This window comes from Sphingobium aquiterrae (genome assembly GCF_037154135.1).
Lineage (GTDB): Bacteria > Pseudomonadota > Alphaproteobacteria > Sphingomonadales > Sphingomonadaceae > Sphingobium > Sphingobium aquiterrae.
Window position 1 is genome coordinate 30,795 of sequence record NZ_JBANFL010000020.1, and the last position, 20,192, is coordinate 50,986.

The following is a 20,192-nucleotide window of genomic DNA, read 5'->3' on the forward strand; positions in this document are numbered from 1 at the left end:
CTTCGCACTCAGGGCCTCGCGGTCGCCAGCAGTTCCTGCATTTCGAACAGCCGGCCGTTGGCGATCACCTTCCTGACGTTGAACGTGTTGGCGATATCCTGTCGCGGATCGCCCTCGATCAGGGCGATGTCCGCCAGCTTGCCGGCCTCGATCGTTCCCGCGTCCAGATTGAGCGCCTGCGCGGGCGTCGATGTCGCCGATTGCAACGCCTGGAACGGGGTGAGCCCGGCGTCGACATAGGAGGCGATTTCGGCATGCAGGTTGATGGCGATCGGCGTGTCCGTGCCGGCCGTCACCTTCGCCCCCGCATCGAACATGGCCTTCAATCCCTTCAACCCGCCGGCAAGGCCGAAGAGCCGGAGATTGGCGGCCATCCCGTCCTGTTCCAGCACCGATGCGCGCGCCCATTGCGGATAGAGGTTGAGCCGGGGGTCGTTCCGGAACGCCGGATGCTGCTGCATATAGCCGATCAGTGCGCCGAAATTGGTCGGCGTCACCACCCGCCGGCTCTGGCCGAACAGCTGGATCACATCCTCATAGCTGCGGCCCTGCGGCCCCTGCTTGGGCGAATAACCGCGCCGACTGGTCGCCCCCATATGCTCGGTTTCATCGACGCCATTATAGGCGGCGGGATAGATTTCATGGCCGGACACCGGCACGCCCATCGCATGCGCCGCCTCCACGATCCGCCGCTGGGCCAGATCGGGCATGCGCACATAGCTTTTGAGCATGTCATATTTCAGCAGCCGCGCCCGCTCCAGCTCCCGCTCCAGATGCGCCGGGCCGGAGACCGCGACGCCCATCTTGTAATAGACGCGCTGCCATTCCAGCAGCGGGCCGGTGGCATAGATGCGCGGGCCGATGCGGACGCCCGCCTCGCTGGCCTCCCGTTCCTCCATCCCGTCATAGACCGTACTGCCCGGATCGCGCACGGTGGTGACGCCATAGGCCAGCCAGGCGCGATGCGCGTTGGCGCCGAAATCCTTCTGCACATGGGCATGATGTTCGATGAGGCCCGGAATGGCGGTCAGCCCCGTGCCGTCGATCACGCGCGCACCCGAAGCGTGCAGCGCCGGATCATGATCGCGCACCGCCATGATGCGGTTGCCCTCGATCAGGATGTCCTTGTCATGCTGGGTCTCGTCCCGCACGGAATCCACCAGATTGCTGACATGCAGGACCATGCGCCCTTCGGGCTTGGCGAACCGATAGGTCAGGTCCAGCGGCACTTCGACAATGGCGCCGGTTTCGATGTTGACGGTCTTCAGCTTGTCCGCCGCCTGGAACAGGATGGTCTTAGAATCCGCCGTCCATGTCGGGAAATGCGAGATTTCGGACGTATAGGCACGCGGCGGGCCGGCGGGCGTGCCATCGGCCAGCACCGGCCAGACCTTCAGCAAGCCTTCATAGATCGCCGCCATCTTCGTGCCGTCGGGCGACCAGGCGGGGCCGCCGCCGCCGCGCGTGTCGATCGAGGCATTGGCCTCGGGCAGGCGCCAGAAGGGTTCGCCCTTCCCATCCGCCGGGATCACATAGACCTGATTGGTGCCCTCGCGGAAACTTTGCGAGAATTTGTAGGACAATGTGATGGCGACATATCGGCCGTCCCCCGACCAGCTCGGCTTGCCCGGCTGCTCCAGCGTCTTTTGCAGCCGCGTGACGGCGCCGGTCGCGACATCGACCACGCACACGCCCGCCACGCCCCATCGCCCGTCGACATCGATAAAGGCGATCCGCGTGCCATCGGGCGACCATGCCGCGCCCAGAGGCTGGGTGGTCATGTCGGTCAGTTGCCGGTCCTTGCCGCTGTTAAGATCGCGAACCCACAGTTGCGGCAGGCCGCCGCCCTTGTCCGACGTGTAGACCAGGCTAGCGCCATCGGGCGACCAGGCGACATCGGCGTCCATCGCACCATCGCGGGTCAGATTCTCCGGCACGCCGCCCCTGGACGACATCAGATACACGTCCCCCAGCGCGACAAAGGCGATCCGCGTCCCATCGGGCGAGATCGCCGGCCGCACGATGCCGAGCGCGCGGCGCGGCGCGGTGGACTCGAAATCCCGCTTCGCCCGGACATAGTCGGGGCGCGTCACTTCCAGCTTCGCGGCGAAGGGCACCGTCGTCAGCCGCCCGCCGACCCGATGCCGGATCAGCCCATCCGACACATAGTAGAAATCCGAAGCCCCCGGCCGCCACGATATGCGGAACGGAAACACATTCTCGTCGCCTGACACCGGCTTGCCGTCGATCTCCAACCGGCTGCCGTCATTGTCGAAGATGGTATAGGCAAGCTGGCCCTGGGGTCCCCAGGACGGCGCATCGATCTTGCCCTTCGCTTCCCTGAGCAGCCGTTCCCTGCCATCGGCCAGCGATGTCGCCCACAGCGCCGATTGCGCGCCCCGCGTGCTGGTATAGGCGATCTCGCGGCCATCGGGCGACCATGTCGGCATCCGGTCCTCGCCCGGACTGGTCGTGACCTGCCGCAGCGTACCGGTCGCGACCTCCATCGTCCAGATATTATAGCTCGGCCCGCCCGGCCCCAGCCGATCGGACGAGAAGGCGATCATCTTGCCATCGGGCGACCATGCCGGCTCGCGATCGTCATAGGCGCCGGTGGTCAGCCGGGTCGCGCCCGATCCGTCCGGCGCGACGGTCCACAGGTCATAACCGCCGTCGCGATAGGCGAAATAGGCCAGCCGCTTGCCGTCTGGCGACCAGACCGGCTGGCGCGCATCGTTGAAATAATCGGTAATGAGCGTCGCCCGCCCGCCCTTGGCCGGGATGATCCACAGGCTGCCCTGCAAATCGACGGCCAGATATTTGCCGTCCGGGGACACGGACACCGCCATGGAGGTGCCTTCATGGACATCGAAGGCGACCCTCGTCCCTTGCCCTTGGCCCTGCCCTTGCCCTTGGCCCGGCGGCGGCAATTGCTGCACCTGCGCCAGAGCGGGGGATACCAGGCCGCCGACCAGCGCCGTCGCCGCGAAGAGAAGAGATGATTTCACCAGCAAGCCCCCATTTTCCCGATCTTCAGTCCCATGTCCGATGCGCCGCCGGCATCACCAGCCGAAGACATAGCGCTCCCGCCGCACATCGGCGCCGCCGCGCAGCGTGCCCGGCCCCGGCACGACCCCCGCGGCAACGATGCCCGTCGACACGCCGAAGGGACCGAGCACCTCCAGCCTGTGGCCCCGCACCGTCAGCGCCGCGCGCACATCGGCCGGCACACGATCCTCGATTTCCAGCACGCCCGGCTCGTCCTTCTTCGCCGCGAAGGACGCATGGAAATGGTTGGAATTGATCCGGGGCGCCTCGATCGCCGCCTGCAACGGCTCGCCGAAGACGAGGACGCGCAGCAGCACGTTCATGATCTGCTGGTCCTGATTGTCGCCGCCCGGTGTGCCGATGGCGAGGAACGGCGCACCGTCCTTCATCACGATGGAGGGCGACAGCGTCGTGCGCGGGCGCTTGCCCGGCGCCAGCACATTGGGGCTTTCCGGGTCGAGATCGAACACCGTCATGCGATTGCTCAGCGGCACGCCGGTGTCCCCGGCGATATAGGCGCCGCCCAGCATCCAGCCGGAACTGGGCGTGACGCTGAACAGATTGCCGTCCTTATCGACCACCTCGATGGCGGTCGTATCGGCGGTGGGGCCGCCCTTGGGCTTCAGCATATGGGGCGTGAAGGCCGGGGTCGGCCGCTTCACCCCCTCGAACGCCCAGGGGTCGCCATAGCGATGCGCCAGCGATGCCTTGTCCGAAATCTCTTTCGCGCGGGCGGCGGCATAAGCCTTTGAGAGCAAACCCTTCGTCGGCACCTTGGCGAAATCCGGGTCGCCGAAAAAGGCGTTGCGGTCGTCGAAGGCCAGCTTGATCGCTTCCGCCAGCGTGTGGAGATAGAGGTCCGATCCCGGCGTCATCCGGCCGATGCCCGCCGCCTCGGCGATGTTGAGCGCGATCAGCAGCGCCGGCCCCTGGCTCCAGAAACCGCCCTTGCAGATGTCGTAACCGAAGACATTGACCGTCGCCGGCGCTTCCACCCTGCCCTTGTAATTGGCGATATCCTCATAGCGCATGAGGCCGCCATCCTTCTCGACCGCGGCGCCGATCCGGCGGGCGATGTTGCCCTTGTAGAAGGCGTCGCGCCCCGCCTGGATCGCGCTTTTGCGGTCCTTCGTGCTGGCGAATGCCGCACGATCCGCCGCCGCGATCGTCCGGATGGTGCGGGCGAGATTGGGCTGGCGGAAGATCTCGCCGACCCTGGGCGACTGGCCGCCGGGATAATAGGTATCATAGGCGGTCTGCCATTTGGCCGTCGCCTTTTTCTGGCTGGCGAACACCTCGGCGAGGAAATTATACATGACGAAGCCGTCGGCCAGCTCGATCGCCGGCTGCAGCACCTGGTCGAGCGTCATCGTGCCGTTGAGCTGCAACGCCAGTGCCATGGCGTCGACCATCGCCGGCACCGTGCCGCCATTGGGGCCGTTGCCCGGAATGATGCCCGCATCGGCAAAGCGTTCCGGCGTGGCCAGGGCGGGCGCCGTCCCCTGCCCGTTCACCACCGACACCTTTTTGCTCTTCGCATCATAGATGATCGTCGGCGATTCGCCGCCAAAGCCGAAATGCGAGATTTCCGTAACCGCCGCCGCGAAGACCGCCGCGACGCCCGCATCGGTGGCGTTGCCGCCCGCCATCAGCATCCGCGTGCCCGCCGCCACCGCATAATGCCGACCAGCCGCGACGATGCCGAAATTCCCGACGATTTCGGGCCTCAGGGTTTCGCCGGCGCTGACCAGCCGGGTCGGTTCGAGCGGCGCGGCGGCTGGCACGCCAGCCGTTTGCGCCCCGGCTGCGCCCCCGGCGATCAGCGACGCCCCACCCGCTGCGGCCAGCACCGCAAATTCGCGACGGCTCAGCGCCCCGCTGGAAGTCTTGTCCCTGTTGCTTCCACTCACGCCTGCAATCTCCCTGTTACGCTGAATATCCGCTTCGCTGCCCGTCAGGACGGCGTGAGGATGATGCGATCGCCATCCACCCGCGCCTGCAGCCCGAAGCTGGTGGCGACCGCTTCGGCAAAGCCCTTTGGATCGGTCGCCACGAAAAGGCCCGTCACCCGTTGCTGGGCCACCTCCGGGTCGGGGATGACGATCTCCCCGTCATTATATCGCGCGAATTCGGCCGCCGCGGCGGCCAGCGTTGCATCGCTGAAGCCGATCTTGCCTTCCCGCCAGAACAGCTGGCGGGCCACGGCATCCGGCGTCACATCCACCGCCTCGATGGGGCTCACGGCATCCGGGTCCGCCTTTGCCTGCATGTTCTGGCTCAGGCGCACGGGCTGCACCGCGGCATCGGCCTGCGTCACTTCGACCACCCCTTCGCTGACAATGATGTTCACCGGCGCCCGGCGCTCATGCCTGACGGTGAATTCCGTGCCGATGGCCTGCACCCGGGTCCGGCCCGCGAGCACGACGAAGGGCCGCTTGGCGTCCTTCGCCACGTCGAACAGCACCTCTCCGCCTTCCAGCACGATAGTGCGCTGCGCCTCGCTGAAGCGGACGTCGATGCTGCTGGCGGTGTTCAGGTTGACGATGCTGCCATCCGGCAGCGCGATCCGCAGCATTTCTCCCCGGCGCGTCGCATAGCGCTCGCCCCGCCCCCACAGGCCGATGCCCACGGCGCCGACCGCAGCGGCCGCCACCGCCGACCCGGACAACCACAGCATCCTGCGGCGGGACATGGGAGCCACCGCATCCTCCGCCTCCGGCACGACGCCCGCATCGTCCCCCAGAAATGCGTCGGGGGCATAGCCGGCCCCCAGCGCCCGCGCGACCTCGACCCGTGCGAGCGTGGCGCGCGCCATCGCATAGGCTCCGACCCGGCGCGTATCCCCTTCGAGCCAGGCCCGAAGTGCCGCGTCCTCCATCTCTGAAAGGGGTGCGCTATCGACCCTTGCCGCCCATTGGGCCGCCTGTCGTTCGATCTCCGCGCTCGTTTCCCGCTTCGTCATACCCTTCCGCATCCGACATTCGAGCACTAGACGCGGAACGAGAGGATTTTCCGCCACGGCCAAAAATATTTATCAGGTGGCGCACACCGCGGCCGACATGCTTTTCCACCGTGCTTTCGGAAATACCCAGCTGTTGCGCCGTTTCCCGCTGGGACAGGCCATGCACCTTGCGCAGGACGAACGCATCCCTGCATTTGAGCGGTAGCTGCGCAATCGCCTCTGCCACCAGTCGCAGCTCCTGCCGGTCTTCCACCTGCACATCGGGCGGCAGATCATGGGATTCGATGTTCAGCCGCTCGATTTCGCCCAGCGATTCCATCGAGACGACCTGCGCCCGCCGGATTTCGGTGATGATCACGGAAACCGCCGTCCGGAAGAAATAGGCCCGCGGGTTCGTGATATGCTCGACCGAGGGCAGCACCGCGATCTTCGCATAAGCCTCCTGCACGACATCGTCGATCTGGAAACCATGCTGGATACGCCCCGCCAGCCAGCGCCGCAACGCAGGTTCATGCGGACAGATGTTCCGCGCAAGCCAATGGGCTCTGGTGTCGTGAATCGCAACCACGCCCCTAGGGGAAACGCAACCGCACAGCAAAGCAAGTGCAAAAATTTCAAACATTCGATGAATTCTGGAATGGAAATGAAAAAAATTCGGCACCGGGATAGCGGAAATGTCCCGGCGCTTAGTCTTCTGGTCGAGACGTGCAGCCGGCCTGTCCCAGGATCAGGCCCAGCCAAGCGCGCGACCCACAGGGGAGAATGCCGGAACTCCAGTTCGCGGGGTCCGTATGTGCATGCCAAGGCCGGGGTTCGGCCACCAGCAAAGCAGGAAGATCCCGCAAGGGAGGTGATCGGCGTGCGCCGCTTGCCCGGCACCGCTTTGGCGTGGGCGAAAATGGGGCCCGGGCGGACATGGGGCGTGGGTGGAAAATGGGCTGCGCCGTTCGATGCGCAGGGTCGTCAAAAAGGGGGACGTTGGAAACATGATCGGGATAAGGACTGTCACTGCAGCACTTGTGGGTGCAAGTGGACTGGCTCTGGCCATCGGCACCGCACAGGCGCAACAGAAGATCTTCGACCTGCCGGAGGGCCGCGCCGTCGAAACGCTCCCCTCCTTCGCGCTGCAGAGCGGCCTGCAGATCGTCGCGCCGTCCGAACGGCTGCGCGCCAGCAGGACACCGCGCCTCTACGGCGCCTATGATGCGCGCCAGGCGCTCAAGCGCATGATCCGGGGCACCAACCTGACGGTGGTTTCCGACCGCAACGACATCATCACGCTGCGCGACAAGGATTTCCAGGCGAGGGCCGGCACAAAGCCCAGCTACCTCCCCATCGCCTACAGCATGGCCCAGACGATGGGCGTCATGTCCGACGCATCCAGCGCCGCGATCCCGCTGGCCGAAGGGAATTCGGCGGCGGACGAGATCCTGGTCGTCGGCAGCCAGATCAAGGGCGCGAAGACGACCGGCGCGCTGCCCGTCAGCGTCGTGGGCGAAGAACAGATCGAGGCGGTGGCCGCCATTTCGGGCGCCGACCTGTTCCGCTCCATTCCACAGCTGGGCGGCGTCACCTTCAACGAGCAGGTGCTGGGCGGCGGCAACGCCAACGCCGCACGCGGCGACGTATCGACAGTCAGCCTGCGCGGACTGGGTCAAGGCAACACGCTGCTGCTGATCAACGGGCGCCGCTCGGTGCTGCACCCGACGTCGCAGGCAATCACGGGCGTCATCGATTCCGGCGTGCCGACCTTCGGCTTCAACGCGAACACGATCCCCGTGGGCGCCATCGAACGCGTCGAGGTGCTGAGGGACGGTGCCGCCGCGCTCTATGGCTCTGATGCGGTCGCCGGCGTCGTCAACAATGTGCTCAAGTCCAATTTCACCGGCGCCAATGTCGACGCGCAATATGGCGGGGCGGAAGGCACCAACCTGCGCGAATTCCAGATCAACGGCCTTGTCGGCACGAACTTCGCCGAAGGGCGCGGCAATATCTCGATTTTTGCGGGCTATGCGCAGAAATCGAAACTCTATCTGCGCGACCAGGATTATACCGCAACGGCAGACCGGCGCGTCTTCGTGCAGGACACGCCCTTCGCCAATGTCTCGGCCTTCAACAGCACAAGCACGAGTACGCCCTGGGGCACGTTCCAGGCCACGGGATCGGGCATCATCACCAGCAATGGCGCGCAGATCACCAACGCATCCCGCCAGTTCCATGTCCAGCCGTCCACCAACGCGGATTGCCGGGCCGCCAGCGGCACGCCCGGCGTCTGCTACGACGCCGGCAGCGGCACCACGGAAATGGCCAATGTCGACGCCAATCTGCGTTTCAATGCGCCCGAGACATTCGGCGACCTTACCACCCAGCCCGCCGTCAAGCGCATCAACCTGTTCAGTTTCCTCAACTATGAGCTGACCGACGCGATCAGCGCCTTTGCCGAACTGGGCTTCTATCGCGGCAAGACCGATGCGCTGGTCGGCTCGGGCGGGTCGCTTGCCAACATCCCGATCACCATCGCCGCCAATGCCTATTGGAATCCGTTCGGTCCCGTCGGGTCGCCCAACCGGCTGCCGGGCCTCAACATTCCGGCGTCGGGGCTGCCTGTCACCATCCGTGGATATAATGTGGTCGATGCCGGCCCGCGCCAGGTGCAGGTGACGAATTACCAATATCGCTTCCTGGCGGGCCTGAAGGGCAATCTGGGCAACTGGAACTGGGAATCGGCGGGCCTCTACACCTGGGCCACGGCCAAGGACACGGCGGACGGCATTTCGAACACGCTGTTCCAGCAGGCCGTCAACCGCACGACCGCCGACGCCTACAACCCCTTCAACGGCGGCGATCCGGCCAACCCCGCCATCGGCGATTCCTCCCCCAACCCGCAAGCGACGATCGACAGTTTCCGCATCACCTCGACGCGCAAGGCGCGCACCTCGCTGGCGCTATGGGATTTCAAGGTCTCCAACGCCGATTTACTGGGCCTGTGGGCCGGCAACAGCATCGGCCTGGCATCCGGCGTGGAGTTCCGCCGCGAAACCTATCACGACAATCGCGACACCCGGCAGGGCGGCGTCGCGGGCGTGGACACGACCTATACCGATGCCGTCACCGGCATTTTCTACGGCAGCGACCTGATGGGCGCGAGCCCGAGCCCGGACGTGCGCGGCAAGCGCAACGTATGGTCCGCCTATGCGGAGCTGGCCGTGCCCCTGGTCAGCCCGGACATGGGCATTCCCCTGGTGCGCGCGCTCGATCTGCAGCTGGCGGGCCGCTACGAACGGTATAGCGACGTGGGCGATGTGGCGAAGCCCAAGATCGCGGCCTCATGGGACCTGTTCCAGGGCGTGCGCCTGCGCGGTTCCTGGTCGCAGGGCTTCCGCGCGCCCAATCTTGAAGTCATCAACACCGCCACGCTCGACCGCGTGAACACCGGCGTCGAATATACGCTGTGCGAAGCGGATCTGCGGGCGGGGCGCATCGCCAGCTTCTCGCAATGCAGCCGCAACATATCGGTCCTGCGGCGCAGCGGCGGCAACCCCGATCTGAAGCCCGAAAAATCCGAAAGCTGGAGCGTCGGCACGGTGCTCACGCCGCCCCTGCCCTCCGGCCTGGGGACGATGACGCTGACGATCGACCGCTGGCGGATCAAGCAGAAGGGCGTGATCGGCCTGCTCGACTATCAGAACCAGCTCAACCTCGACTATCTGTTGCGGGTGCAGGGCAGTAGCAACCCCAATGTCATCCGCCGCGCGCCGACGGTCGACGATATCGCACTTGTCTCCGGCACCGGGCTGGCGCCCGTGGGCGAGCTACTCTACGTGACCGCGCCGTTCGAGAACCTGCTGCCCATTCAGGTCGACGGCATCGACTTCAATCTCGACTATCATCTGCGCGATACCGCGATCGGCAGCTTCGGCCTGAACGTCAACGCCGCGCGGCTCATCAAATATGATGTGGATGCACCGGCGGCGGTGCAGGCCGTGATCGCCGGCCAATCGGCAGGGCTGATCAACGCGGCGGTGCCCATTCAGGGCGGTGGCGACGTGGTGGGCCGCGACGGGCAGCCGCGCTGGCGCTTCTCGGCCAATCTCAACTGGTCGCTCGGCCCGGTCACGGTCGGCGCCTTCACCCAGTTCATCGACGATGTCTACCAGAACGACGTGTTCGACGCGAACAACAACAAGTTCATCGTCAAGGGGCAGACCACGGTCAACCTGTATGTTCAATACAACTTCTCGCAGGGCATGATGAAGGGCACGAGCATCACCGTCGGCGCGCGCAATATCTTCGACAAGGACCCGCCGCTGGCGTCGGGCGGCTATCTCTCCAACCTGTACCAGCCGCAGGCGCGCTACTGGTACACGAGCATCAAGAAGTCCTTCTGATGCCCGAAGCAGGGAGCGCACCCTCGCCCGGCACCGCAGCCATAGCCGCAGCCACATCCACAGCCAGCGCCGATCGGACCCGTTTCGATCGGCGCGAGCTGCTGGCGGCGGGGCTTGCCGGCGCGGCGTTCGTGGCGACGGGCACGCGCGCCATCGCCCAGTCCGGCGACCGCGCGCCGGACGCACCGCGCACCGGCACGGCCACGGTCGCCCAGCACCGGCCCGAAGTGCCGATGCCCCATGGCGGCGTTACGGCGGGGCATCCGCTGGCCGCCATGGCGGGCATGCGGATGCTGCTGCAGGGCGGCAGCGCCGCCGACGCCGCCGTCGCGGCGATGGCGGTGCTCAACGTCGTGGAACCCTGGGCCTCCAGCGCCGCCGGCAACGGCTTTGCCACCTGCCTGGATCGCAAGGCCGGCAAGGTCGTGTCGCTGGCCTTCACCGGCGGCGCGCCCCGCCTGCTCGACCCCAACGTCGACCCTGAGGAACTGGACAGCGGGCCGAAGGCCGTGACCGTGCCCGGCGCCTTTGGCGGCTGGATCGCGCTTGCCCGGCGCTTCGGCCGCCTGCCGCTCGCCACCCTGCTGGAACCGGCCATCGGCTATGCGCGGGACGGGCACCCGCTCGATCCCTCCATCGCACTGTTCATTCGCCGTCAGCAGGCGGGGCTTGCACGCTATCCCACCAGCGCCGCCATCTTCCTGCCCGGCGGCCAGCCCCCCGCCCCGCGCGCCATTTTCAGGAATACGCCGCTCGCCCGCACGCTGCAGGCGCTGGCCGACGCCGAGACCCGCGCCCGCAAGGGCGGCGCGGATCGCGACCATGCGCTCCAGGCCGCTTATGATTATTTCTATTCCGGCCCCATCGCCCAGGAATTCGCCCGCTTCTCCCGGGAAACCGGCGGCTGGCTGCGGCTGGACGACCTCACGGCCTATCGCCCCCGCTGGGACGATCCGGTGACGACCAGCTATCGCGGCCTCGATATCTATTGCAGCCCGCTCACCTCCCGCACGGGGCTGGAACTGTGTGAACAGCTCAACCTGGTGGAGGGCTTCGACATCGCGCAGCTGGCGGCCGGCGGACCGGAAGTGTCGCATCTGGTGATCGAGGCGATCAAGGTCGCAAAGGCCGATGTCTATCGTTACGCCGCCGATCCCGCCCATGCCCGCACGCCCGTCGCCGCATTGCTGTCCAAGCGCTATGCCGCGCAAAGGCGCAGGCTGATCGATCCGGCGCGCGCCATGGCCTATCCGCAGGGCGGCGATGCCGACAGCTTCCCACAGGCGATGCGCGAGGGCGGACGCCCGATCCGGCTTGCCACCCGCGACGAGCGGAGCCGGGGCGGCGACACCACCAGCCTGTCGGTGGTCGATGCCGACGGCAACGCCATCGCCGTGACGACGACCGTGGGCGGCGGCTTCGGCACGTCGATGGTGATGGGCGACACCGGCCTGCTGTTCAACAACGGTCTGCGCCTGGGATCGACATCGCCCTATGACGGGCATCCGAACAAGGTCGCGCCGGGGCAGGTCGCCCTGCTCGGCAATGGCCCGACCATCCTCCTCGACAAGGGCCGCCTGCGCCTCGTCTGCGGCTCTCCGGGCGGGGAGACCATCGGCCAGACGCAGTTCCAGTTCCTCGTGAACGTGATCGACCATGGCATGCCGATCCAGGCGGCGATCGAAGCGCCCCGCTTCGCCCTCAACGCCGCGCCCAATTTCTACAGGCCCGGCGCGGCGATCACCGTGCAGATGGAATCCCGCGTCTCCCCGGCGACCGTGCAGGCGCTGGCTGCGCTGGGCCACAGGACGGAGGCGGTCGGCCCCTATGCCATCGGCAGCATCCAGGGCGTGCTGGTCGATCCTTCGGGCACGCGCATGGGCGGCGCCGATCCGCGCCGCATGGGCTATGCCATCGGCTACTGAAATTCGCCCCATGATGATCGTCATGCCGGACCTGTTTCAGGGTGACGCGCCTTTCGATGCCATGAACCTCATTTCCATCCTGCCGGGCGCGACCAGCCTTTGCGGTCCCGTCAGGCTGCGGTCAGGCTGATCTCCTAGTCCCGGCGAAAATATGTGCCCGGCCCCATGCGTCCGGCGTGCAAGGCAAGAGGACCGATGACAGGCCGGGAGAAGGATGACATGGGTTCCGGTGGACGGAGATGCGGAGCCCCGATGTGCGCCTGCTGATTATCGAGGATAGTGCGCGCCTTGCGGGCCTGATGGCGGAGGGGCTGGAGCGGCGCGGGTTCGTTTGCGATCAGGCAATGTCCCTGGCCGATGCCGACGCGGCGATGGATGCGGCGCGCCATGACGCCCTCATCCTCGACCTTGGCCTGCCCGATGGCGACGGGGTGGGCTGGCTCGCCGCGCGCCGGCGCCGGGGCGATACCGTGCCCGCCCTCATCCTCACCGCCCGCGGCGCGCTGGAAGACCGGGTGACGGGCCTGGATGCCGGCGCCGACGATTATGTGGTGAAGCCGGCGGAAATCGCCGAACTCGCCGCGCGCATCCGGGCGCTGCTGCGCCGCCCCGGCCCGCGTGCGAACACGGTGCTGGAAAATGGCGCACTGTGCTTCGACACCGCCACGCGGCAGGCGCATTTTGCCGACCGGCCGCTGGACCTTGCCCGGCGGGAAACCGACCTGCTGGAACTGCTGATGCGGCAGGCGGGCACCGTCGTCAGGCGCGGCATGATCGAGGAGGCGCTGTATAATTTCAACGAGCCGGTGACGCCCAACGCCGTCGAAGCCATCGTCTCCCGCCTGCGCCGCCGGCTGGACGAGGCCGGCGCGCGGGACATGCTGCACACCATCCGGGGCCTGGGCTATATGCTGAAGGAAGCGGGCGCTTGAGGGGGCAGCGCTCCGTCGCGCGGCGGCTCGGCATCGGGCTGTCGCTGGTCGGCATTGTCGGCACGATCCTGCTGCTGATCGTCGTCGTGCTGGAATATCGCCTTTCCTTCGCCGATCTGAAGGCCGATCTGGCGATGCGCCGCGCCATGCGCGAGATGTTCGAGCATGTCGCCCTGCCCGTGCTGGTGCTGATCGTGCCCACCGCGATCGCCAGCCTGCTGGTCATCCGCCGCGCCTTCGCGCCCCTCACGGAGGCGGCCGAACGGCTCGACGCCTCACGCGGGCGGGAGCGTGGCGTGCGCATCGACGCCAGCCTGCTGCCGACCGAGGCCGCCCCCTTCGCCAACGCCATCAACAACCTGCTCGGCCGGCTCGACGAGGCGGCGGACCTGCACAAGGCCTTTGCCGCCGATGTCGCTCATGAATTGCGCACGCCGCTGGCCGTGCTGTCGCTGGAACTCGACAATCTGGATCATCCCCATGCCGCCCGGCTGAAGGAGGATGTCTCCGCCATGCGCCGCCTGCTCGACCAGTTGATGCTGCTGGCGCAGGTGGATTCCGGCGTCGCCGCCGCCACGCCGCCGGTCAGCATCATACTGGGCGATATCGGCGCGGAGGTCGTCGCGCTGCTCGCCCCCGGCGCGATCAACGAGGGCCGCACCATCGCGCTGGACGTGATCGATCCGCAGGTCGCCGTCAGCGGGCATCGTGAAGCCATTGCCGCCGCGCTGCGCAACCTCGTTGAAAATGCGATCCGGGCGACGCCGGCCGGCGGCAGCATCACCGTCATCGTCGGCCCTAGCCCGTGCATCCGCGTGCGCGACGAAGGGCCGGGATTGACGCCGGAGCGGCTGCGCGTCCTCATCCGCCGCCACAGCCGCGCCGATCATGCCAGCGCCCATGGCGCGGGGCTGGGCCTTGCCATCGCCGACCGGATCATGACGGCGCATGGCGGCAAGGTGACGACCGATGTCGACCGGCGGGAAATCATCCTGCATTTTCCGGCCTGAGTTTACGGGCCCAGCGCCCGGCCCGGGCATAAAAGTTTCGATCCCGTCAGACAGCCGTCAGTTTCGGCCGATAGCGGCGCGGCATGGATATGCGTCAACACTATATGTTCGCGGGGGCAGCCGCGATCCTCGTCGCCGGGGCGGCGGCATGGTGGACCCTGGGTGGCGACACCCCGGCTCCGCCCGAAACGCAGGCAGCGGGCGCATCGCCGGGTGCGGGCACCATGAGCGGCGGCATCCTCGCCGTCTCGCCCGCGCAGGCCCGCCAGCTCGGCCTGCGCCTCAGCGCCGCCGTACAGGCGGACGAAGCCCCGCTCGCCGACCTGCCGGCGACCATCGCCCCGCCCCCCAATGCCCGCATCGCGGTCGCCGCCGCCCTGCCCGGCGTCGTGATGCGCACCATGGTCGTGGAGGGCGACAGCGTGCGCCAGGGGCAGCCGCTCGCCACGGTCGCCAGCCGCGACATATTGATCCTCAGCGGCGATCTCGCCCGCGCCAGCGCCCGGCTGGGCGTTGCCCGGTCCAGCGCCGGCAGGCTGAGGCAGCTCAGCCGCGAAGGCATCATCGCGGGCGCCCGCGCCGACGAAGCCGGCGCCCTGGCGGCGGAGGCCAGCGCCGACGTTTCCGAAAAATCGCGCATCCTGCGGCTGGTGAACGGCCATGGCGGCAGCGGCACCTATACGCTGACCGCGCCGATCGCCGGGCGCGTCACCCATGCCGGCATCCAGACCGGCAGCCCGCTGGACGGCACCACCGCCCCCTATGTGATCGACGCCGTCGACCGCTATGAGGTGGAGGCGCAGTTGCCCGAGCGGCTGATCGGCATCATCCGCCCCGGCATGTCCGTGCGGCTCGGCGCCCTGCGCGGCACGGTGCGCGCGGTGGGATCGACCATCGACCCGGCCACCCGCTCCGCCACGCTCAAGGCGACCCTGCCCGCCGGCCCCGGCATCGTCGCGGGCCGCGCCACCAGCGTCGCCATCTTCGGCCCCGCACCCGCCGGCGCCGCCAGCGTTCCCGCCTCCGCCGTCACCAGCCTGGATGGCGGCGACGCGGTGTTCGTCGTCGCAAAGGGCGGCTTTGCGATCCGCAAGGTCACGACTGGCGGGTCCAGCGGCGGCATGACCCTGCTGCTCTCGGGCATCCGCCCCGGCGAACAGGTCGTCACTTCCGGCACGAGCGCGCTGAAAGCGCTCTCGCTCTCACGGTAAGCCGATGCTGCGTTCCCTTGTCGCGCAGGCGCTGTCCTATCGCCTGCTGGTGCTGGCGCTCACCCTCGTCGTCGCCGGCCTTGGCGCCTGGACCTTCGTCAACCTGCCGGTCGACGCCTATCCCGACATCGCCCAGACGCAGGTGAAGGTCATCCTGAAGGCGCCGGGCATGACGCCGGAGGAAGTGGAAAGCCGCGTCATCTCGCCGATCGAGATGGAGATGCTGGGCATCCCCCGGCAGGCCGTGCTGCGATCCACCGCCAAATATGCGATTGCCGACATCACCATCGACTTCACCGACGGCACCGACATCTATTGGGCGCGCCAGCAGGTGGCCGAGCGGCTTTCGGGCGTGCTGGGCGACATGCCCGCCTCCGTCAGCGGCGGCCTCGCGCCGATTTCGACGCCGCTGTCGGAAGTCTATATGTTCACCATCGAAGGCCCGCTCAGCCTGCAGCAGAAGCGCGAGCTGCTCGACTGGACCATCCGCCCGGCCCTGCGCACCGTGCCCGGCGTGGCGGACGTCAACGCGCTCGGCGGCTTCGTGCGGACGTTCGAGGTGCGGCCCGATCCGATTGCGCTCGCCAGCGCCAATCTTTCCATCGCCGACCTGAGCACCGCGATCGAAAGCGGCAACCGCAATGACGGCGCTGGCCGGCTGACACGCGGCGAGGAATCGCTCATCGTCCGCGCCGTCGGCGCGATCCAGACGGTGGAGGACCTGCAGGCGCTGGTCATCGCCAGCCGCGACGGACGGATCGTCCGGCTGGGCGATGTCGCCACCGTCGGCACCGGCAGCCTGACCCGCTATGGCGCGGTCAGCAAGAATGGCCGCGAGGAGACGGTCGAGGGCCTCGTCATCGGCCTGCGCGGCGCCGATGCGCGCAAGGTGGTCGACGGCGTGCGCGAGCGGCTGAAAGAGGTCGAGCGCGACCTGCCCGCCGGCACGAGCATCGACGTCTTCTACGACCGGTCCGACCTGATCGGCCATGCCGTGGGCACGGTGGAAAAGGCGCTGATGGAGGCGACCGTCCTCGTCATCGTGCTGCTGATCCTGTTCCTGGGGGACTGGCGCGCGGCGGCCATCGTCGCCGCCACCCTGCCGATGGCGGCGCTCATCACCTTCCTCTTCATGCAGGGCATGGGGCTTTCGGCGAACCTGATGAGCCTGGGCGGCCTTGCCATCGCCATCGGCATGCTGGTGGACGGCGCCGTCGTGGTGGTAGAGAATATCGTCGAGCGGCTGGGCCGCGCGCAGGAGGAAGGGCATCCGCGCCTCAACCTCATCTTCCGCGCCACCAGCGAAGTCATCGTGCCGGTGTCGGCGGGCATCATCATCATCATGCTCGTCTTCCTGCCGCTGCTCTCGCTGCAGGGGCTGGAAGGCAAGCTGTTCGCGCCCGTCGCGCTCACCATCGTCTTCGCGCTGGCCGGGTCGCTGCTGCTGGCGCTCACCCTGGTGCCGGTGCTCTCCTCCTTCGGCCTCAGGAGCGGGCATCATGGCGAGCCATGGGTCATGCGCAAGCTCTCGCCGCGCTACCATGCGCTGCTGGAGGGCGCCTTCGCCCGCAAGCGGCTGGTCTACGGGCTGTCGGCGGCTGGTCTCGTCATCGCCGGCATCGCCTATGGCGCGGTGGGCAAGACCTTCATGCCGACGATGGACGAAGGCTCCGTGATCGTGCAGCTGACCAAGCTGCCCTCGATCAGCCTCGACCAGTCCGTGGAGGGCGACAAGGCAGCGCAGCGCGCATTGCTAAGCGTGCCGGAAGTGCAGGACGTGATCGCCCGCGTCGGCTCTGACGAACTCGGCCTCGATCCGATGGGTCCGAACGAGACCGACAGCTTCGTGATCCTCAAACCCCAGAAGCAATGGCGCGGCGACAAGGATTTCGTGGTCGGGGAACTGCGCAAGGCGATCGCCGGCCTGCCCGGCATCCAGCCCAGCTTCACCCAGCCGATCGAGATGCGCGTATCCGAAATGCTCACCGGCGCGCGCGGCGACCTGGCCGTCAAGATCTTCGGCCCCGACCTTGCCACGCTGTCCGATCTGGCGGGCCAGATCCAGCACACCCTGTCGGGCATTGACGGCGCGTCGGAAGTGCTGACCGTCGCCAATGACAGCGTCGATTATCTGCAGCTGAAGATCGACCGCGCCGCCGCCGGCCGCGCCGGCATGCCCATCGACCAGATGCAGGACGCACTGCGCGCCCAGGTGGAGGGCATGCATGCCGGCATCGTCGCCGAAGGGCAGAAGCGCGTGCCCATCGTCATTCGCGGCGACGACAGCCTGCGCAACGATCCCGCCCGTTTCGCCGACCTGCAGCTGCGCACGCCCGCGGGCATGCTCGCCCGCGTCAGCGACCTGGCGCAAGTGGAACAGACGCAGGGGCCGGTGAAGCTCGACCATGAAAACGGCTCCCGCTTCGCGCTGGTGCAGGCGTTCGTTTCCGGCCGCGACCTGGTGGGCTATGTCGATGAGGCCAAGGCGGCGGTGGCGTCCAAGGTGAAGCTGCCCGCCGGCTATCGCATCGTCTGGGGCGGCCAGTTCGAAAACCAGCAGCGCGCATCGGCCCGGCTGATGCTGGTGATCCCGGTCGCCCTGCTGCTCATCTTCTTCGTGCTGCTGGGCACGCTGCGGTCGCTGCGCGCCTCCGTCGTCATCCTGCTCAACATCCCCTTCGCGATGGTCGGCGGCGTGATCTCGCTCTGGGTGTCGGGGCAATATCTCTCCGTCCCCGCCTCGGTCGGCTTCATCGCGCTGCTGGGCATCGCGGTGCTGAACGGGCTGGTGCTGGTCGCCTATTTCCGGCAGCTGCGCAGCGAGGGATACAGCATGGCGGACGCCGTGCGGCAGGGCGCGGAACGCCGCCTGCGCCCCGTGCTGATGACAGCCAGCATCACCGCCTTCGGCCTTGTCCCCCTGCTATTCGCCAGCGGGCCGGGATCGGAGATCCAGAAGCCGTTGGCCATCGTGGTGATCGGCGGGCTGGTGACGTCGACCCTACTCACCCTGATCCTGCTGCCCATCCTGTTCGAGCGCTTCGGCGAAGGCCCAGAGGAAGGCCCAGAGGTAGGCACAGAGGAGGCCCTCAATGGCTGAAGTCCTGCTGACCCTCCATTGCGCGACGGTGGACGCCGAGCCGATCATCGACGCGATCCGCGCCCTCTCCCGCGCGCCCGTGCATCTGCGGGCCGAGGATGTGCGCGGCCATGACTTCGGCGACGCGCGCACGGCGGAAAAGGTGATGGGCACGCTCAAGCGATCGGCCATCGAGCTGATCGAGGACGAAGCGGCGGTGGACGCGATCCTGGAGGCGATCGCCGCCACCAGGCGCCGCTCCGCCGTCCGCTGGCATCTGACCCCGATATCGGGGCGAGGAAGACTTGCATGACATTCCGCTCCCTCTCTCTGGCGGCGCTGCTGCTCTGTGGCGTCGCCGCCCCAGCGATCGCCCAGCGCGCCGACCTGCCGCCCGAGCCGCGCGTGATCGCGGCGCTGGACAATCACCCCGCCGTCGTCGCGGCGGTCCAGCGGGTGGCGTCCGCCAGGGCGCAAGGCGACATGCTCCGCCGCGGCACGCATGAAGTGACGGTATCGGGCAGCTACATCCGCCGCAGCGTCGATCGCGAGGGCGGCTATGACGAGTTCGACAGCACCATCAACCGCGCCGTTCGCCTGCCCGGCAAAGCCTCGCTGGATCGCGAGGCCGGCAGCCTTGGCGTCGAAGTGGCCGAAAACCGCATGGAGGATGTGCGCCACCAGACCGCGCTCACCCTCTCGGCGCTCTGGTTCGACTGGCTGACGGCCGGCGCGCTCCACCGCAACGATCAGGAGACGGTGGCACTGCTGGAAACGGCGACGCAGGCCGTGCGCCGCCGCCGGGACCTGCGCGATGCGTCCGACCTCGACATGGACCAGGCGCAGGCCGCCCTGTCGCAGGCCCGCGCGCAGGCCGCCGGATCGCTCGCGGCCCGCGAGCAGGCCCGCGCCACGTTCGCGGCGAATTTCCCCGACCTGCCGATGCCGGTCGAGCCGCCCGCGTTCGGAACGCCGGACCTGCCCCCGCAGCAGCGCGATGCGATGCGCGCGCTCGTGATCGAACGGAGCCATGAGATCGCCGCCGCCGACCGGGAGGCGCAGCGGCTCGCCATCGTCTCGCGCCGGGTGCGCGCCGATCGCATCGCCGACCCGACCGTGGGCGTCCGCCTGTTCAGCGAGCGCAGCGGCATGGAGCGCGGCGCCGGGGTCGTCGCCTCCATCCCCATCGGCGGCGGCTATCGCCGCGCCGCCGCCGATCAGGCGAGCGCGGAGGCCAGTGCGGCGCGCTACGAGCTTGCCAATGTCCAGCGGTCGGTGGAAGCGATGGCCGACGCCGACCTTTCCAACGCGAAGACCCGCGTGGACGTATGGCGCAGCATGGAGGCCGCCGCCGCCAGCGCCGACGCCGCCGCCACCCGCACCGAGCGCGGCCATGTCCTGGGCGCCATCGACCTGTCGGACGCGCTCTATGCCCGCCGCCAGTCGCACGACGCCCGTCGCGCCGAGATCGAGGCCCGCGCCGAAGCCATTCGCGCCTTCACCAAGCTACAGATCGATTCCCACAGCATCTGGAAGGCAGCGGACGATCACTAAAGCCGAGCAGGCAAGAGCACAGGGGGCCGATCTCCGCCCTGTCCTCCGCCTCAAACACAAAGGGCGCCGCGACACTCGTCGCA

General features: G+C 67.8%; 12 protein-coding genes. 8 read left to right on the forward strand and 4 right to left on the reverse strand.

The genetic code is table 11. The annotated features are described in order from the left end of the window. Nucleotides 1–8: 8 nt before the first annotated feature. Genes WFP78_RS18905 through WFP78_RS18920 form a run of 4 tightly spaced genes read right to left on the reverse strand, consistent with a single transcriptional unit; the run spans nucleotide 9 to nucleotide 6,671 of the window. Nucleotides 9–3,008, reverse strand: coding sequence for an LpqB family beta-propeller domain-containing protein (locus WFP78_RS18905; RefSeq protein WP_336965794.1), 3,000 nt, complete (start codon nucleotides 3,006–3,008; stop codon nucleotides 9–11). A 54-nt stretch (nucleotides 3,009–3,062) separates the two neighbouring features. Further along, a complete protein-coding gene (locus tag WFP78_RS18910; RefSeq protein WP_336965796.1) occupies nucleotides 3,063–4,958 on the reverse strand; it encodes a gamma-glutamyltransferase family protein in 1,896 nt (631 codons plus the stop codon). A 44-nt stretch (nucleotides 4,959–5,002) separates the two neighbouring features. After that, nucleotides 5,003–6,010 carry a FecR family protein gene (locus WFP78_RS18915; protein ID WP_336965798.1) on the reverse strand — a complete coding sequence of 336 codons (1,008 nt, stop codon included), beginning with the start codon at nucleotides 6,008–6,010 and terminating at the stop codon, nucleotides 5,003–5,005. Continuing rightward, nucleotides 5,943–6,671 (reverse strand): RNA polymerase sigma factor, encoded by a 729-nt coding sequence (locus WFP78_RS18920; protein WP_336965799.1) that lies wholly within the window; start codon nucleotides 6,669–6,671, stop codon nucleotides 5,943–5,945. The genes WFP78_RS18915 and WFP78_RS18920 overlap by 68 nt, the downstream gene beginning before the upstream one ends. Nucleotides 6,672–7,377: 706 nt before the next feature. Between WFP78_RS18920 and WFP78_RS18925 the strand changes: the two genes are divergently transcribed. The 8 genes from WFP78_RS18925 to WFP78_RS18960 all read left to right on the forward strand — a co-directional run bounded on the left by WFP78_RS18925 (nucleotide 7,378) and on the right by WFP78_RS18960 (nucleotide 20,109). Further along, complete coding sequence (locus WFP78_RS18925; RefSeq protein WP_336965884.1) at nucleotides 7,378–10,398, forward strand: TonB-dependent receptor domain-containing protein; 3,021 nt, start codon at nucleotides 7,378–7,380, stop codon at nucleotides 10,396–10,398. Further along, complete coding sequence (locus tag WFP78_RS18930) at nucleotides 10,398–12,323, forward strand: gamma-glutamyltransferase family protein (RefSeq protein WP_336965801.1); 1,926 nt, start codon at nucleotides 10,398–10,400, stop codon at nucleotides 12,321–12,323. Before WFP78_RS18925 ends, WFP78_RS18930 begins: the two co-directional genes overlap by 1 nt. 254 nt (nucleotides 12,324–12,577) lie before the next feature. After that, nucleotides 12,578–13,255 (forward strand): response regulator transcription factor, encoded by a 678-nt coding sequence (locus WFP78_RS18935; protein WP_336965803.1) that lies wholly within the window; start codon nucleotides 12,578–12,580, stop codon nucleotides 13,253–13,255. After that, nucleotides 13,252–14,265 carry a sensor histidine kinase gene (locus WFP78_RS18940; RefSeq protein WP_336965804.1) on the forward strand — a complete coding sequence of 338 codons (1,014 nt, stop codon included), beginning with the start codon at nucleotides 13,252–13,254 and terminating at the stop codon, nucleotides 14,263–14,265. The genes WFP78_RS18935 and WFP78_RS18940 overlap by 4 nt, the downstream gene beginning before the upstream one ends. An 83-nt stretch (nucleotides 14,266–14,348) precedes the next feature. Beyond that, nucleotides 14,349–15,476 carry an efflux RND transporter periplasmic adaptor subunit gene (locus WFP78_RS18945; protein ID WP_336965806.1) on the forward strand — a complete coding sequence of 376 codons (1,128 nt, stop codon included), beginning with the start codon at nucleotides 14,349–14,351 and terminating at the stop codon, nucleotides 15,474–15,476. Between the two features lie 4 nt (nucleotides 15,477–15,480). Beyond that, complete coding sequence (locus WFP78_RS18950) at nucleotides 15,481–18,576, forward strand: efflux RND transporter permease subunit (protein ID WP_336965808.1); 3,096 nt, start codon at nucleotides 15,481–15,483, stop codon at nucleotides 18,574–18,576. After that, complete coding sequence (locus tag WFP78_RS18955) at nucleotides 18,569–18,868, forward strand: DUF3240 family protein (protein WP_336965809.1); 300 nt, start codon at nucleotides 18,569–18,571, stop codon at nucleotides 18,866–18,868. The genes WFP78_RS18950 and WFP78_RS18955 overlap by 8 nt, the downstream gene beginning before the upstream one ends. Continuing rightward, nucleotides 18,865–20,109: a TolC family protein gene (locus WFP78_RS18960; protein WP_336965811.1), complete on the forward strand. Its 1,245-nt coding sequence runs from the start codon at nucleotides 18,865–18,867 to the stop codon at nucleotides 20,107–20,109. The genes WFP78_RS18955 and WFP78_RS18960 overlap by 4 nt, the downstream gene beginning before the upstream one ends. Nucleotides 20,110–20,192 lie beyond the last annotated feature (83 nt).